At 71.5% G+C, this 16078-nt stretch carries 15 protein-coding genes; 9 read left to right on the top strand and 6 right to left on the bottom strand.

Annotated elements, in window-relative coordinates:
- Positions 1 to 80: 80 nt before the first annotated feature.
- On the top strand, positions 81 to 1658 hold the full coding sequence (locus tag WBK31_RS27390) for a molybdopterin-dependent oxidoreductase (RefSeq protein WP_364070238.1): 1578 nt from the start codon (positions 81 to 83) through the stop codon (positions 1656 to 1658).
- A gap of 2 nt (positions 1659 to 1660) precedes the next feature.
- On the opposite strand, the gene WBK31_RS27395 is transcribed toward WBK31_RS27390, so the two are convergent.
- The 3 genes from WBK31_RS27395 to WBK31_RS27405 form a co-directional block, all read right to left on the bottom strand.
- Positions 1661 to 3466: a chitinase gene (locus WBK31_RS27395; RefSeq protein WP_406673410.1), complete on the bottom strand. Its 1806-nt coding sequence runs from the start codon at positions 3464 to 3466 to the stop codon at positions 1661 to 1663.
- Positions 3467 to 3530: 64 nt separating this feature from the next.
- Positions 3531 to 4970, bottom strand: coding sequence for a carbohydrate-binding protein (locus WBK31_RS27400; RefSeq protein ID WP_364070232.1), 1440 nt, complete (start codon positions 4968 to 4970; stop codon positions 3531 to 3533).
- The gene (locus WBK31_RS27405) at positions 4967 to 6541 is read right to left on the bottom strand and encodes a chitinase (protein WP_378786926.1); all 1575 of its coding nucleotides are present in this window, start codon (positions 6539 to 6541) and stop codon (positions 4967 to 4969) included. The genes WBK31_RS27400 and WBK31_RS27405 overlap by 4 nt, the downstream gene beginning before the upstream one ends.
- Before the next feature lie 360 nt (positions 6542 to 6901).
- Between WBK31_RS27405 and leuE the strand changes: the two genes are divergently transcribed.
- Positions 6902 to 7561, top strand: coding sequence for a leucine efflux protein LeuE (leuE, locus tag WBK31_RS27410; protein ID WP_364070227.1), 660 nt, complete (start codon positions 6902 to 6904; stop codon positions 7559 to 7561).
- Positions 7562 to 7773: 212 nt separating this feature from the next.
- Positions 7774 to 8415 (top strand): VC0807 family protein, encoded by a 642-nt coding sequence (locus WBK31_RS27415; RefSeq protein ID WP_364070224.1) that lies wholly within the window; start codon positions 7774 to 7776, stop codon positions 8413 to 8415.
- On the opposite strand, the gene WBK31_RS27420 is transcribed toward WBK31_RS27415, so the two are convergent.
- Both WBK31_RS27420 and WBK31_RS27425 read right to left on the bottom strand, forming a co-directional pair.
- Positions 8323 to 9306, bottom strand: coding sequence for a hypothetical protein (locus WBK31_RS27420; RefSeq protein ID WP_378786924.1), 984 nt, complete (start codon positions 9304 to 9306; stop codon positions 8323 to 8325). The two genes, WBK31_RS27415 and WBK31_RS27420, sit on opposite strands and share 93 nt — an antisense overlap.
- A complete protein-coding gene (locus WBK31_RS27425) occupies positions 9299 to 10531 on the bottom strand; it encodes a sensor histidine kinase (protein WP_406673411.1) in 1233 nt (410 codons plus the stop codon). Before WBK31_RS27425 ends, WBK31_RS27420 begins: the two co-directional genes overlap by 8 nt.
- A gap of 529 nt (positions 10532 to 11060) precedes the next feature.
- Between WBK31_RS27425 and WBK31_RS27430 the strand changes: the two genes are divergently transcribed.
- The 6 genes from WBK31_RS27430 to WBK31_RS27455 all read left to right on the top strand — a co-directional run bounded on the left by WBK31_RS27430 (position 11061) and on the right by WBK31_RS27455 (position 15883).
- Positions 11061 to 11543, top strand: coding sequence for a DedA family protein (locus WBK31_RS27430; RefSeq protein ID WP_406673412.1), 483 nt, complete (start codon positions 11061 to 11063; stop codon positions 11541 to 11543).
- Between the two features lie 37 nt (positions 11544 to 11580).
- On the top strand, positions 11581 to 12381 hold the full coding sequence (locus WBK31_RS27435; protein WP_364070215.1) for a DMT family transporter: 801 nt from the start codon (positions 11581 to 11583) through the stop codon (positions 12379 to 12381).
- A 65-nt stretch (positions 12382 to 12446) separates the two neighbouring features.
- Complete coding sequence (locus tag WBK31_RS27440; RefSeq protein WP_364070272.1) at positions 12447 to 13652, top strand: glycosyltransferase; 1206 nt, start codon at positions 12447 to 12449, stop codon at positions 13650 to 13652.
- Positions 13649 to 14356: a DUF998 domain-containing protein gene (locus tag WBK31_RS27445; RefSeq protein ID WP_364070213.1), complete on the top strand. Its 708-nt coding sequence runs from the start codon at positions 13649 to 13651 to the stop codon at positions 14354 to 14356. The genes WBK31_RS27440 and WBK31_RS27445 overlap by 4 nt, the downstream gene beginning before the upstream one ends.
- Positions 14357 to 14405: 49 nt before the next feature.
- Positions 14406 to 15149: a cytochrome P450 gene (locus WBK31_RS27450; RefSeq protein ID WP_364070210.1), complete on the top strand. Its 744-nt coding sequence runs from the start codon at positions 14406 to 14408 to the stop codon at positions 15147 to 15149.
- Positions 15146 to 15883, top strand: coding sequence for an isocitrate lyase/phosphoenolpyruvate mutase family protein (locus tag WBK31_RS27455; RefSeq protein WP_364070208.1), 738 nt, complete (start codon positions 15146 to 15148; stop codon positions 15881 to 15883). Before WBK31_RS27450 ends, WBK31_RS27455 begins: the two co-directional genes overlap by 4 nt.
- Here the strand turns inward: WBK31_RS27455 and WBK31_RS27460 are convergent.
- Positions 15856 to 16029 carry a hypothetical protein gene (locus WBK31_RS27460; RefSeq protein ID WP_364070206.1) on the bottom strand — a complete coding sequence of 58 codons (174 nt, stop codon included), beginning with the start codon at positions 16027 to 16029 and terminating at the stop codon, positions 15856 to 15858. The two genes, WBK31_RS27455 and WBK31_RS27460, sit on opposite strands and share 28 nt — an antisense overlap.
- Between the last annotated feature and the right edge of the window lie 49 nt (positions 16030 to 16078).

Below are 16078 nucleotides of genomic sequence, written 5' to 3' on the forward strand. Positions count from 1 at the left end.
GGCGAGCGCTGCCGATTCTTATCCCCGACATGCCGACACGTATCCGCATACGCCGTCACTCTCTGTGTTGAACTTTTTCCATGGGGGGATCGCAGGTCAACCAGGCACTGGTCAGGCTCTATTTCGAGGTACGGGACGGGGTGCGCGACCCGGTCGCGGCCTGGGCGAAACTCACAGGAAACTCTCAGCTCTACCACCGCGCCCGGGGTGAGCGGCGGGTGCCGCTGGACGACGCCACGGCGGCGGAGATGGCCGCCGCCGCGATCGTGGACACGGCGGCCAGGCACGGGGCCGAGCGGGTGGCGGCCCTTGCGACCTCGCCGCTGTCGCGGCTGGTGGGCGCGATGGGGGGCGCGGTGCTGACCGAGCATCCGTGCGCGCCCGAGCAGGTGCTGGGGCCCTGGTTCGCCGGTCCCGGCGCCGACGACTGGGCGCGGCAGGCGTACGTGCTGCTGTGGGGCGAGAACAACCGGATGGCGCGTACGGCGGACACGCCGTGGGTGATCGCCGGGCGGTACAAGGGGCAGAAGGTGGTGGCGATCGGCACGCACCCGACCCGGCTGTCGGACGAGACGCTGGTGGTGCGGCCGGGCACGGACGGCGCGCTGGCGATGGCCATGGGGCATGTGCTGCTCAAGGAGTTCTACCTGGACCGCTCGCCGTTCGCCGGGCACGCGATGGAGCGTACGGACCTGCCGTCGCTGGTGCGGCTGCGGGAGCGGGAGGGCGCGTACGTGCCGGGCGGGCTGACGGGCGAGGTGTGCGACCGGCTGACCGTGTACGGCGGGCAGGCGGCCGAGGTGCTGCTGCCGCGCTTCGACGACGGCACGGGGGTGCTGCGGCGCGGCGTGCCGGTGCTGCGTGACGGTGGCGAGCCGGTGACGACGGTGTTCGACCTGCTGCTCGCGGTGTACGGGGTGCCGCGTCCCGGGCTGCCGGGTGTGTGGCCGGGCGGGTACGAGGACCGGGCGGAGCCGTACACGCCGGCGTGGCAGGAGGCGTACACGGGGGTGGCGGCGTCGCGGGCGTTGAAGACGGCGCGGGAGCTGGGGGTGACGGCGGAGAAGACCGGCGGCCGGTGCGTGATCGTGCCGGGCAGGCTGGAGACGCCGCATGCGGACACCGCGTACCGGGCGATGCTGGCGCTGCTGGTGCTGACCGGATGCGGCGGCGGGTGGGCGCAGGCGGGCGGCGCGGGCATCCCGCTGGTGCCGTACCTGTGCCTGCACGCGTGCGGCGAGGACCGCGCCGATGTCGGGGCGCTGAGCTGGGCGCTGGCCGAGGGACTGTTCGCGCGCAGGACGTCGCGGTCGGTGCTGCTGGAGGCGGTGGAGTGCGGATGGCCGATGGCGCCGCCGCCGCTGGTGCTGGCGCTGCCGCGGCCGATCTACCCGCTGCCGCCGGACGTGGACCTGCTGATCGGGCCCGACGACCACTGCGATCTGACGCCGCCGGACCCTGAGCTGCTGGCCGAGGCCGTGACCAGGCTGGCCGGCCGCCCGGCGAGGACGGAGCCGGGCGAGCGGCCGCGGCCGGGCCGGATGCGGCTGATGGTGGACCACGCCTGGATGCACGAGTACGGCGAGGCGCTGCCCACCTACCGGCCGCCCGGCCTCGGCATCCCGCTCAAGCCGACGCAGCTCGTCAGGGTCACCTGAGGTCAGGTGAGTGCGTCGAGGTAGGCGCGGTGCTCGCGGGAGAACTCCTTTCCGTTGAAGGCGTCCCAGTTGATCGACCAGGCCATGAGCCCGCGCAGGTCCGGGTAGACGCCGCGCGGCCGGTACGACCCGCAGCCGCTGCCTTTGGCCAGGCAGTCGAAGGCCTTGTGCACCTCGGAGACGGTGGTGAACCCGTTGCCCGCGTTCGGTGAGGCGGGCAGGCCGATGGCCACCTGGTCCTGGCGCAGCGGCGGGAACACGTTGGCGGGGTCGCCCGCGATGGGGAAGCCGGCCAGCAGCATGTCCGTCATGGCGATGTGGAAGTCGTGCCCGCCCATCGTGTGGTACTGGCCGTCGAGGCCCATGATCGGTCCTGAGTTGTAGTCCTGCACGTGGAGCAGGGTGAGGTCGTCGCGCAGGGCGTGGATGACGGGCAGGTAGGCCCCGCTCCTGTTGTCGGCCGTGCCGTTCGGTCCCGGGCCGTAGAACTGGTGGCCGAGCTGGACGAAGAACGTCTCCGGCGCCATGGTGAGCATGAAGTCGTCGCCGTAGCGGCTCTTGAGGGTCTTGAGCGCGGAGATGAGGTTGACGATGACCGGGGTGGTCGGGTGGCCGAGGTCGGTGTCGCCCGGGTTCAGGTAGAGGGAGTGGCCTTCGAAGTCGATGTCGAGGCCGTCGAGCCCGTACGTGTCGATGATGGCGGAGACGGAGCCGACGAACGCGTCGCGGGCGGCCGTGGTGGTGAGCTGGACCTGGCCGTTCTGGCCGCCGATCGAGAGCAGCACCTTCTTGCCCTGGGCCTGCTTGGCCTTGATGGCGGCGATGAACTCCGGCTCCGGTTCGACGCCCGGGCATTCGGAGGCGGGGCAGCGGTTGAAGCGGATGTCGCCCGAGGTGACGGAGGTGGGCTCGCCGAAGGCGAGCTGGATGACGTCCCACTCGTCGGGTACGTCGCTCATGCGGATGTAGCCGGAGCCGTTGGCGAACGAGGCGTGCAGGTAGCCGACCATGACCCGCTCGGGCAGTTCGCTCCCGCCTCCGCCGGCGTCGGTCGTGGTGCCGGTGACCGGGCCGGAGTAGGGGGAGCAGTTGCCCGCCGCGTCGCAGGCGCGCACGCGGAAGGCGTACGAGGTCCGCGGGGCCAGGCCGGTCGCGGTGAACCTGGTGCCGGTGACGGCGGTGGGGGCGTCGCCGTCCCTGGACACCTCGTACCTGGCCACGCCGGTGTCGTCGGACGAGGCGGACCAGCTCACGTCGAGGCTGCTCGCGGTGGCGCGGCCGACGGTGACGTTCCCCGGGACGGTGGGCGGCTGGGTGTCCTCCTGGGGGTCGCCGCCGGGGCCGTCGAGCTCGACGTCGTCGGCGAGGTAGGGGCCCTGGCCGTACCAGCCGTTGAGGTGCACGGTCACCGATGTGGTGGCGGGGCCGGTGGTGAAGGAGGTGGTGAGCTGCGTCCAGGCCGCGCCGGGCGAGGCCCAGGTGCTGGCGTCGACGCCGTCGCCGGTGGCGCCGAGGAAGACGTACGAGCCCTGCACCCAGGCCGACAGCCGGTAGGCGGTGCCCGGCTGGACGGCGATCGTCTGCTCGCAGCGGGCCAGGTCGTCGCCCTGCGGGGTGGCGCGCAGGGCTTGGGTGCCGCCGTGCACGGGTGAGGTGACGGTCTCGGCGTGCGAGCAGGTCCAGCCGGTCAGGCCGAACTCGAAGCCGGGGTTGACGGCGATGTCGGCGGCATGTGCCGGGACGGCGGGACGTGCTGTGAACGCGGTGAGTGCGGCGGCGAGGAGGACCGCCGGTGCTCGGGATCTCATGCTGTCCTCACGGGTGGCCTCACTGGGGCCCGCCCCTGTGCGAAGGGGCGGGCCGGTCGGTGACTCAGAAGCCGGCGGTGATCCTGGTGAACTCCCAGTCGGCCTGCGCGATGCCGCTGCAGTTCGAGACCACGCCGCCGCCGGGGCAGCCGCGGTCGCGGTTGACCGCCCAGTACGCCATCCTGGTCAGGCCCTTGGAGTTGGCCCAGTCGCGGATCTGGGTCCAGGTGGCGGGGGTGGTCAGCTCCTGCTGGTCGGACAGGCCGTTCATGCCGGAGATGCCCATGTGGGCGTAGGCCTGCGCGTCGGTCCAGCCGTAGGCGTTCTTGAGCACGTTCTTCAGGCCCTCGGCGGCGTTGACGGTGTCCTGGTAGATGTTGGAGCTGCCGAAGTCGAACGGCATGATCGTGAAGTTGTCGATCGGCACGTTGAGCGCCTTGGCCTGGTTGATGAGGCGGACGCCGTGGTTGTTCGGGCCGGTCCGCTCGGTGCCGAAGGTGACGACGATCTTGATGTTCGGGTTGTTCTGCTTGACGATCTTGAGGGCGTTCAGGATGCGGTCCTGGACGGTGTAGTCGGCGAACTCGTCGGTGTTCTCGATGTCGAAGTCCACGACGTCGGGGCCGACGGCGTTGATGACCTGCTGCACCGCGTTCGCGTACGCCTGCGGTGACGAGCAGTTGGGGCCGAGCTTGTTGCCCTGCCAGCCGCCGAAGGAGATCTGGACCTGGCCGCCCTTCGACTTGATCGTGTTGATCGCCTGCTGGTCGGGGCCGCCGGTCAGCGGCCTGTTGCCGTCCCACGCCGGGGTGCAGCCGCCACTGGACAGGATGAACGCCATCGTGAACCCCTTGACGCCGGTCGCGTCCATCACCGTGCCGGGGTTCGGCGGGTTGCCCCAGCCCATGTAGAGGTAGGGGGCTCCGGCCATCTTCGTCGGGTTGGGCCCGGGGTTGCCGTCGCCCGCGGAGGTGGTCGCGGTGACGGAGTTGCTGGCGCCGGACAGGTTGCCCGCGGCGTCGCGGGCGCGGACGGTGTAGGTGTAGCTGGTGCTCGGGGCGCGGCCGGTGTCGGTGTACGACGTGCCGGTCACGGTGGTGACCAGGGTGCCGCCGCGGTAGACGTTGTAGCCGGTGACGCCCACGTTGTCGGTGGAGGCGTTCCAGGCCAGGGAGACGCTGCTGGAGGTGACGCCGGTCGTACGGAGGTTGCCGGGCGCCGACGGGGGCGTGGTGTCGTTGCCGCCGCCCGAGCCGCGCTGCCACAGTGCGGGCACGTTCGGCGGCTCCCAGCCGGGCAGCGAGGTGTGGGCCTGCAGGCACACGTAGTCGACGCCCTGGTAGGTGACGACCGCGCCGACCGCGTACGAGGTGTACGGCGCCCACTCGGCGGCGAGCTGCCTGACCTGCTGAACGGTGGCCTGTGCGGGAGCCGCGAGCCCCGCGCCGGTCAGCGCGAGTGCCACGCCGGTCGCTAAAGCGATGACTCTGCTGCGAATTCTCATGGCATCCCCTGGAGGTGAGGCTTGACGGTCTTGGAGAACGACCAGTTGTTGCTCGCGTCCCAGTTGATGGACCAGGTCATCGCGCCCCGGATGTCCGGGTAGGCGCGCGGCGGCACGAACGATCCGCAACTGGTGCGCTTGGCCAGGCAGTCGAGTGCCTGGTTGACGACGGAGGGCGCGACGACGCCGCCGCCGGCCGCGCCGGGACCGGCGGGCAGGCCCAGCGCCACCTGGTCGGGGCGCAGGCCGTTCTCGAGCTGGATGCAGGCCAGGGCGGTGATGAAGTCCACCGAGCCCTGCGCGTACGCCTGGGCCTGGTCGCAGCCGAGCATGCTGCCGGAGTTGTAGTACTGCGTGTGGACGACGGTGAGGATGTCCTTGATCGACAGGGCGAGCTTGAAGTACTCCATCCCGGTCGTCTGCATGTCGATGGTCTGCGGGGCCATGGTGATGATGAGGCCGTCGCCCGCCTTGGCGCGCAGCGACCTGAGGGCCTGGGCCATGTAGGTGGCGTTGAGGCCGTTCTCCAGGTCGATGTCCACGCCGTCGAAGCCGTAGCTCTGCATGAGCGCGTACACCGAGTCGGCGAAGCGGGTCGCCGCGGCGGCGTCGGCCACCTGCACCCGGCCGGCCTCGCCGCCGACCGAGAGGATCACCTTCTTGCCGCGCTGTTTCAGGGCCTGGACGTCGGCCTTGAACTGGGCGTCGGTGTAGCCGCCGAGCGCCGTGGCCAGCTCGCCGTCCACGGCGAAGGTGACCTCGCCGGGGCTCGCGGTGGCCTCGCCGAACGCGACGGCGATCAGGTCGTACTCGTCGGGCACGGCCGAGAGCCTGAGCTCGACGGCCGGGTTGACGAAGTTGTGCCAGTAGCCGGTGAGGAAGTGCTTGGGCAGGTCGTTCGGGCTTCCGGTGCAGCCGGTGGTGGTGGCGGTGACGTCGCGTCCCGCCGACTCGCCTTGATCGTTGTACGCCTTGACGGTGTAGGTGTGCGTCCGGCAGGCGGCGAGCCCGCCGATGGTGGCCGTGGTGCCGGTGACCGTGGCCTTGACCGTGCCGCCTTCGTAGACGCGGTAGCCGGTGACGGTGCCGCTGGAGGCGCCCCAGGTCAGGGTGATGGAGGTGTCGGTGGCGGTGGCGGTGACCGTTCCCGGCGCGCCGGGGACGCCGGGCTGCGGGGTGTCGTCGCCTTCGCAGGGGGCGCCGTTGAGCGTGCAGCCGGTGACGCCGGGCAGGCCGCCGGGGCTGCCGTTGAAGCCGAAGCTCACGCTGGCCCCGGGTGCGAGCGGGCCGGCCCAGCTCGGCGGGGTGAAGGTGTAGTGCTGCCCGTTCCTGGCCATGACGGCGTCCCAGGCGGACGGGATGCTGTAGCCGGACGGCAGGTCGAACTGCACGTTCCAGGTGGGCAGGGCGGTGGTGGTGCCGTTGGTGACGGTCACCTTGCCTTCGAAGCCGGAGCCCCAGTCGGACACCTTGACGAACGTCGCGGTGGCGGAGGCGGCCTGGGCCGGCGAGGCGTGGAGGGTGAGTGCGGCGGCGGTGGCGAGTGCCAGGAGGATCGCGCGTAATCTCACGGGTCTTTCCTTCGGGGGGTGTCGCGTGCCGTACGGCTTGCGCAGGGGGGTGAGAACGCAAGCCGTACGGCACGGCCCGCGGAGGTGTGCGCGGGCCTTTCGGGGGTGTCTGCGCGAGACCTTGCTGCGGTTGTCAGGACTGGTTCGGATCGGGATTACTTTTAGGAAACTTTCCTAAGGATTGCCGCGATAGTAGCTTTGACACACCGCGCTTACAAGACCCAAACACGACCTTTGCCGCACGGGACAGATGCCCCGCACGGCGGAGGAGCCGCCCGTACAGAGGGGGACCGGAGCGGGAAAGTCATCGATCTCCGGATATCGTGTGATGTCATCGGTTCGTCCTCTGGAGCAAGCGGCATGTTCTTCGGCATCACCGATTTCTGGGCCTACGCCATCGGCGCCTTCCTGATCATCCTGTTGCCGGGGCCCAACTCGCTCTTCGTGCTCACCCACGCCGCCGCGCACGGCGTGCGGCAGGGCTACCGGGCGGCGTGCGGGGTCTTCGTAGGCGACACGGTGCTGATGTTCCTCAGCGCGGCCGGAGCGGCCTCGCTGCTGCGCTCCAACCCGGTGCTGTTCACCATCGTCAAGTACGCGGGCGCCCTCTACCTCGCCTGGATCGGCCTGCAGATGATCCGCGGCGCGTGGAAGTCGTGGCGGGCCGCCCCCGAGGTGTCGGAGGAGCCCGTGACGGCGGCGCCGTCCAGGTCGGAGCCCCGCCCGTTCCGCAAGGCGCTGACGATCAGCCTGCTCAACCCGAAGGCGATCCTGTTCTTCGTCTCGTTCTTCGTGCAGTTCGTCGACCCCGGCTACCCCAACCCGGCGCTGACGTTCGTCATCCTCGGCGCGGTCATCCAGCTCTTCAGCTTCCTCTACCTGACCGCGCTGATCTTCGGCGGCACGTTCCTCGCCACGCAGTTCCGCCGCCGCAGGCGGCTCGGGGCGGGCCTGACCTCGGGCGTCGGCGTGGTCTTCCTGGGATTCGGCGCGAAGCTCGCCACGGCGTCACTCGGCTGAAAGCCGCGGTCAAGGCTCTGCCGGTTTCGTGGAGACAGATCGAACAGGTCAAAGAGGCCGTCACACCACCGGCCCTCAGGTACGGTAAGCCACCGGCGTGTTTCCCGGGACGGCGGCGATGACGCTCTGGTGACAGCGAGCGGTCCATCGGGAAAGCCTGGTCCCTGGAAGCCCGGGTAGACGCTGATCGTCGGCCTATCTGCGGAGCAGCCTTGAACCATCATCAGGTCACTCTTCCACGCCTCACCGCGCTCGCCAGGCAGGCGGCTCCCAAGCTGCTCGAGGCGGTCGTGGCGCCGCTGGCCGTGTTCTACCTGGCCATGGTGGTCCTCGGTTTCAAGTGGGCGCTCGCCCTGACCGTCGCGTGGGTCTACCTGGGTGTGATCTGGCGGCTGATCAGGCGGGTGAAGGTGCCCGCGACGATGTACCTCGCCGCGTTCGCGATCACCGTACGCGCGGCCGTGGCGTTCTGGACCGGTACCTGGATGTGGTTCTTCATCCAGCCCGAGATGGGCACGATTTGCATCAGCTTCGCCTTCCTCGCCTCGGTGCGGCTCAACCGGCCGCTCGTGCAGAAGCTCACGCTCGACTACATCCACCTGCCGTCGGCGGTGCTCAAGCACGAGCGGGTACGCCGGTTCTTCGCCCGGATCACCCTGCTGTGGGCGTTCGTGCTGCTGATGAACTCCACGCTCAGCATCGCGCTCGCGGTCTACGAGTCGCTCGCGGGCACATTGGCCGGGTTCATGCTGCTGCGCACGTCAGCGGTGGCCCTGATCAGCGGTACGGCGATCGCGTTCTCGGTCATCGCCTTCAAGCGGCTGCTGCAGCGCCTCCACGTCGTGCACACCTGACCGCGCTGCCGAGCGTTCGGTCAGGAGGAACGCCCCGCACATCCCCATCACCAGCCCGGTCAGCATGCCGAACAGCGCCACGAACCGCTCCAGGCCGCCCTCCCCCGCGCTGACCGGCCCGCCCGCCGCGCTGAGCACCATCGCGTACAGGCCCCAGGAGAACAGCACGGCCGAGCCCAGCCAGAGCAGCGCCAGCGGACGCCAGAACGGGCCGTCACCCCTCCTGCGCACGAGCTCGACCAGCGCGAACGCCGCCGCGATCGCCAGCGCGCCGCGCAGCAGATCCTGCACCGCGAGGTACGGATCCGCCCCGATCACCCCCACCAGCATGATCACGCCGAGCGCCACGGCCACCGGAAAAGCGCCCCAGGCGATCACCCGCTGCAGCGGCGCGGAAGGGCTGGGGAAGGCGAGCGAGAGCCGGGTGGTGAAGACCGCAGGCCAGCGGTCCCTGGCGTAGAGCACGAACGCGGCCAGCAGGCCCACGCCCTGGCCGACGAAGCCGCCGTACACCATCGCGTAGACCCACGGCTCGATGGGACCTCCGCTCAGCGCCTCCAGCCCGGATGCGGCCAGCACGACCGGCGCGCTGACGACCACCACCGACAGCAGGCCGGAGCCGACCCACAGCGGCAGCAGCACCAGCCAGGCCGGCAGGCGCATGCCCCAGCGCATGGTGAAGGCCAGCGCCGGCAGCAGGCCGACAGCGTTCATGCCGAACGTCATCGCGTTCAGCCCGATCATCGCCGGGTCGCCCATCAGGGCGGGGTCGCCGACGCCGACGTAGTGTCCGGCCAGCCAGAACAGCTTCAGCGTGAGATAGGGCAGCATGGCGGCGACCGCCACGATCGCGGCGGTGACACGGCCGATGCCGGGTCGTGCGTCAGTCATGCTCCGAGGGTGTCGCGACGGGCTCCCGCGCTCCTCCCGAGCGGCAGGGATCCTCCTCCCTCTCATGGGGGAGGGTCACGTCGAGCTCGAAGCCGCCGTCGAGGGGGCGCGCGGTCAGCGTGCCGCCGGCCAGCCGGACCCGCTCGCGCAGGCTCGCCAGTCCCAGACCGCCCCTGCGGGCCGTGGGCCGCGTGCGCGGCGGCCCGTTGCGCACGCGTACGCGGTGCGGCGAGACCGACACCACGACCTCGGCGCCCGGCGCGTGCTTGGCCGCGTTCGTGAGACCTTCCTGCACCACCGGACCGGCCAGGGCGGGCATCGGGCCGCCCGCCAGGTCGAGCCTGATCGCCATGCCGGAGACCGCGGCCCTGTGCACCAGCTCGGGCACCGACTCCCCCGGCGCGGGTTCCGCGGGCCTGTCCAGGGGCGTCAGCGGCGCGGCGTCGGCGTCGTCACGCAGAATCCCGATGATCTGCCGCAGCCGCTCGGTGGCCTCGGAGGCCGCCTCGCGCAGCTCGCCGACCGCCTTGACCTGGGCGGGCGCCAGCCCGTGCGCCAGCTCCAGCCCCGCCGCCCTGACCGCGATCAGCGCGAGGTCGTGGCCGAGCGAGTCGTGCATGTCGCGCGCGATGCGCGCCCGCTCCCGCAGCCTGGCCTGCGCCTCGACCGACAGCCTGGCCTGCCGCGCCTGATGCAGCAGCCTCCTGCGCAGCACGCCCAGCAGGTACGGCACCACGTACGTGCCGAGCAGCGCGGTGACCATCGACACCCACCAGGCGAGGTCGCCGCCCATCCACAGCACCACGGCCACGCCGACGAGCGTGATCAGGTAGAAGGCCGCCAGCGCCGGCGTCGTGCGGGCCAGCCGCCGGCCGGTCAGGTAGGCGTACCACATGACGAACGGCGTGGTCGGCAGCAGCGGCAGGATCTTGACGTCGCGCCGGGGCAGCAGCCACGTCAGGTCCACCGTCGCGAACCCCTCGGCGAACCGCCACGGCCCGAGCGGCAGCAGCAGGATCAGCGCGGCCAGCGGCCAGCGGCGGCCCACCAGCACGGCCACCGTGGCAAGGCCCCAGCGCGGCAGGGTCACCATGGCGAACCGCGCGGGATCGAGGAAGGGGTCGGCTCCCATCGCGGCGATGATCACGCACAGCCCCGCCCAGAGCAGCAGGTCATAGACCACCTGGCGGGGGCTCTCGCGGCGGAGCTGACGCAGATACCTCACACCTGCCGACGTTATCTCCCGGTGGCCGCGGCGGGGACCGACGGAGGTCGAGTACGGCACCTGACGAAAGTCAGGGTGGGGTGCCGCCCACCGTGACGGTAGGGCTAGCCCTACCTGGAAATCGCCTACCTCCACTCCTGATTTCGCCGCCGCGAAAGGCTTGGATCGATGGTGTCATCGGGAGAGGTTCACCGGCCCGACCCCGACGAAAGTAGGGGACGGACCGTGCCGATCGACCGATGTGCGTGACCTGCGGAGTCCCTACCTTCCAGGGGTGGCGGCCCTGACCCGAATCGGGGACAGGGCCGCGTTCGACCCGGGGCATCCCCGATACCCCGGGACATCCCGCACGGACAGTCTGTGTGGTGCCCCCAACGATCGGAGTACGCGCCCATGTCGCACGCCATCCTCGACTTCCTTGAACAAGTGATGTCGTCGCCGTGGCTGTATGTCGCGCTGTTCGCCCTGTCGGTGCTCGACGGGTTCTTCCCGGTCGTGCCAGGCCGAAACGGCCGTCATCACCGCGGCGGTGTTCGCGGCCTCGGGCCAGACCGAGCTGGTCCTGGTCATCGTGGTCGCGGCACTGGGCGCGTTCGCGGGTGACCACATCTCGTACCTGATCGGCAACAAGTCGGCGGGCAGGCTGCGGGAGAAGAAGGCGATGGTCTGGGCGCGGAACGCGCTGGCGGAACGCGGCGGGCTCGTCCTGGTCGTGGCCAGGTACATCCCGGGCGGCCGCACCGCGACCACGCTGACCATGGGCGCCGTACGGCATCCGCTGCGCTCGTTCAGCTTCTTCGACGCGATCGCGGCGAGCTCGTGGGGCCTGTACTCCGGCCTGATCGGCTACTTCGGCGGCATGGCGTTCGAGAAGGACCCGATCAAGGGGCTGCTGCTGGGCCTGGGCATCGCGGTGTCCATCACGGTCGTGGTGGAGGTCGTGCGCTGGGTCAGGAAGCGGCGCGCCACCCAGGCTTCCCCGGAACGCCTTCCGGTGGACACGTCCCTTTGACCCTGCCAGGTGACCATCCGTTCGAAAGGAGTGCGCAATGACTGTGCTGGCCGCGGTGATCGCCCTGGTCGGTTCGCTGTTCTTCGCGCTCGGAGCCGCCCTGCAGCAGTTCGAGGCGGTCGGCACCGCCAAGCCGGGGCTGCTCGTCCTGCTGCGGAGGCCGCGCTGGCTGCTCGGCGGCGCGTCCATCCTCGCGGGTGGTGGCCTGCACATCGTCGCGCTCGGGCTCGGCCCGCTCACCGTCGTCCAGCCGATGGGCGTGGCCAGCCTGCTGTTCGCGCTTCCGCTCGCCGCCGCGCTGCACAACCGCAGGCCCTCACGTAAGGAGCTGGCGGCCGCGGTCGTGGTGGCGGCCGGGCTGGTCGGCCTGGTGCTGCTGGTGCCGGAGTCCGACGGGCCCACGTATCTCAGCCCGAGCGGCGTGCTGACCCTGCTCGGCGTGGCCGGCGTGGCCGCGGTGCTGCTGTGGGCGGCCTCGCAGGTCGTCTCGCCGGCCGGCCGCGCGGCGCTGCTCGCCACCAGTTCCGGCGTCCTGTACGGCGCCACCGCCACGCTCATGCGCGTGCTGGTGGACGGCGGCTGGAACTGGTGGTACCTGCTGGCACTGCCCGTCCCCGCCCTGCTCGCGCTCATGATGCTGCAACGTGCCTACGCCGTCGGGCACTTCGGCGTCTCCTTCGCCGCCCTGCAGATCACCGACCCGCTGACGGCGGTCGCGTTCGGCGCGCTGCTGCTGGGCGAGCCGCTGCCGACCGGGGTCCTGCCCGTCGTGGCGGCGCTGCTGACGGCCGTGGGCACCGTGGCCCTGGCCAGAACGAGCCCACTGGAAACCCGCTGATGTCTCTGACCGAAATCCCGGCCGACCCTGAGTCCGTAATGAAGATGGAGTCACCTCTCATGGCCATGCCTCTGCACAGCACCCCCCAGGCCCCGTCGCTCCGCCCCGCCCCCGAGCGGCCCCGCCGCGTGCTGATCTCGACCGACACCTACCCGCCGGATGTGAACGGCGCCGCGTACTTCACGCACCGCCTGGCCACCGGCCTGGCCGCGCGCGGCAACGAGGTGCACGTGGTGTGCCAGTCGGAGACCGGCCCGGCCACCGCGAACGTCGAGGACGGCGTGGTCGTGCACCGATTGCGCTCGGCGCCGCTGCTGGTCCACCCGACGATGCGGGTCACCGTGCCGACCCGGCTCGACCGGCTGATCGCCGACATCAACCCCGACGTGCTGCACACCCAGGGCCACTTCGTGGTCGGCAGGGCCGCCATCGCCGCCGCCCGCCGCGCCGGGGTGCCGATCGTCGCCACCAACCACTTCATGCCCGACAACCTCTTCCAGTTCGCGCACATCCCGGCGCGGCTGCGCAAGCAGGCGGGCCGGCTCGCCTGGCGCGACTTCAGCCGCGTCTTCAACCGGGCCGACCACATCACCACGCCCACCCCGCTGGCCGCCAAGCTCCTCGCCGACCAAGGCTTCCGCCGCGAGGTCGAGGCGGTCTCCTGCGGCATCGACCTGACCAGGTTCCACCCGCGCCCCGAGCCGAAGTCGTGGGCCCGCAAGAACTTCGACCTGCCGGACCGGCCGACCGTGCTGTTCGTCGGCCGCCTCGACGAGGAGAAGCACCTGGAGGAGCTGGTCCGCGCGCTGCCGATGGTGCTCAATGAGACCGACGCCCAGCTCGCGCTGGTCGGCAAGGGCAACCAGCGCGCCGAACTGGAGCGGCTGGCGGGGCGCATCGGCGTCGGCGACCGGGTGTTCTTCCTCGGGTTCGTGCCGGACGAGTCGATGCCGCAGGTGTTCGCCGCCGCCGACGTGTTCGGCATGCCGGGCATCGCCGAACTGCAGAGCATCGCGACGCTGGAGGCCATGGCCTCGGGGCTGCCCGTGGTGGCCGCCGACGCGATGGCGCTGCCGCACCTGGTCGACGCCAACGGCTACCTCTACCAGCCCGGCGACGTCGTCGCGCTGGCCCGCCACCTGACCACGATCCTCACCGACGACGAGCTGCGCGCCAAGATGGGCAAGGCCAGCAGGGAGATGGCGCTCACCCACGACGACCAGGCCTCGCTGGCCAGGTTCGAGCGCATCTACGACGAGGTGGCGCGATGACGCGAAGCCGGACCCTGTGGAGCACAGTGCTCCTCACCGTGGTGTCGGCGGGCGCGCTGGTCTACGCGGAGGTGACGCTGCCCTGGCAGGTGCTGCTGAGCGACTACGCGCTGGTCCCCGGCGGCCTGGTGCCCGTGCTCATCGGGATGCTGGCACTCGCGGGAGCGTGCCTGAGTCTCGCGTACGGGCTGGCCGCCGCCGATCCCGCGCGGACCGCGGCGACCAGGGTGCTGCTGGTGGCCGGCGCCGCCGGGCTGATGATGAGCGCGATCTTCCCGACCGACCCGGGGACCTCGCAGGTGGGCACGGTGTCCGGCGAGATCCACCGCTGGTCGGCGGCGATCGTCTTCACCTCGCTGCCCGTCGCCGGCTGGGCGCTGGCCAGGGGACGCGGCGGCGCGCCCCGCTGGAACGCCGTGCGCTCGATGGCCGTGGTCTCCGGGGTGTCGCTCGCGGTCTACCTGGCCGCCCACCCGGCCTCGTTCACCTCGCCGCTCATCGGGGGCGCGGCCTACTACGGGCTGCTGGAGCGCGCCGTGGTGCTGGCCGAGATGGGGCTGCTCGTCACCATGGCGGTGGCGACCGCCACAGGCCGCCCGGCCGTCAGGACCGCGCACGACCACGCGAGCACGGGCCAGGTCCCGGCGGAGCGGCGCTCTGACCACCCCGAGCGGCCGGGCGAGCAGGAGCGGCTGGCCGCATGACGCCCACACTTCGGGCGGCGTCGAAGGAACGCCGTCCTAGCGTGGCTCCATGCTCATCACACGCCATGCCGCAGCCGAGGCCGTGCTCGCCGACCCCAGGTACGTGCCGCCTCCCGTCCCTCAGGACGGCGCGGAGGCAACCCTGGCCTGGCTGCGCGCCAGGGTGTCGCGCTTCAGCACCGGCGCCACGCACGCCGAGCGCCGCCGCGCCCTGGTCGCGCTGCTCGACGGCATCGATCCCGCTGAGCTGCGGGTGCGGGCCAGGGCGCTGACCGAACGGCGAAACGGTGACTGGCGCGGAGTGCCCACGGAAGTGCTCGGGGCCGCGCTCGGCGTCGCGGACACCGCTCCCGTGGCCGACGCCGCGGCCGGCTACCTGTCGGGCGAGTCAGGCCCGGCCGCCGACGCCGCCGTCGCGAAGCTGCTCGCCACGACCGGCATCCCCGAGATCACCCTGCTCCTCCAGGCCCACACCGCCACCGAGACCCTCATCGAGCACGCGCTGCGCCGTCTCACCCTTGGTACGGACGCGGACGCGCTGCTGCGCGAGACGCTCCGGCACGATCCGCCGCTCACGGTCACCCGCAGGATCGACACGGAAACGGGCGACGAGGTGACGATCGACCTGGTGGCCGCCAACCGCGACCCTGATGTCTTCCCCGACCCGGAACGCTTCGACCCGCACCGCGCGCACTCCCCGCACCTGACCTTCGGCCACGGCGTGCGCCCCTGCCCGGGGCCCGCCCACGCGCTCGCCCTGGCGGCGGGCGTGCTGGAGGGACTGCTGCCGTGAACTTCCGCGACCTGCACCGCCCCGGCGACCCCTTCCTGCTGCCCAACGCCTGGGACTACGGCTCGGCCGCACTGCTCGCCGCCCATGGCTTCCCCGCGATCGGCACGACGAGCCTCGGCGTCTCCGCCGTGCACGGCAAGCCGGACGCGGCCGGCGCGACCAAGGCCGAGACGATCGGGCTGGCCAAGACGATCAGCGGACTCGGCGTCATGGTCACCGTGGACATCGAGGGCGGGTTCAGCGACGACCCCGGCGAGGTGTCCGACCTGGTGGCGACGCTCGCCGCGATCGGCGTCGCGGGCGTCAACCTGGAGGACGGCCGCCCCGACGGCACGCTGCGCCCGATCGAGCTGCACCAGCGCATCATCGAGGCCGCCAAGGGCCACGGGGTGTTCGTCAACGCACGTACGGACACGTGCTGGCTGAAGACCGGCGACACGCTGGAGCGGGTACGCGCCTACGGCCACGCCGACGGGATCTTCGTGCCCGGCCTGAGCGACCCCGCCGCGATCGCCGAGGTGGTCGCCGCCACGCCGCTGCCGGTCAACGTGCTCTACCAGCCCGACGGCCCGCCGCTCGCCCGGCTCGCCGAGGCCGGAGTGGCCAGGGTGAGCACCGGGTCGCTGCTCTACCGGGCCGCGCTGGGGGCGGCGCTGGGCACGGCGCTCGGCGTACGGGGGGAGCCCGCTCCGCCCATCCCGACTTATCAGGAGATCGCCGCCACGTTGCGCTGATAATCGAAGGTATGCGCTTCCGGATCCTCGGCCCCACCGCCGCGTGGCGGGCCGACGGCGAGCCGGTGGAGCTGGGCGGGCCCCGAGTACGCGCCCTGCTCACCCTGCTCGCCCTGGATGCGGGCCGCATCGTCGGCGCCGGACATCTGGTGGCCGGCATGTACGGCGGCGATCCCCCGAAGGTGTGGCCAACGC

The sequence above is a fragment of the Nonomuraea sp. N2-4H genome, assembly GCF_045291505.1.
Taxonomy (GTDB): domain Bacteria; phylum Actinomycetota; class Actinomycetes; order Streptosporangiales; family Streptosporangiaceae; genus Nonomuraea; species Nonomuraea fastidiosa.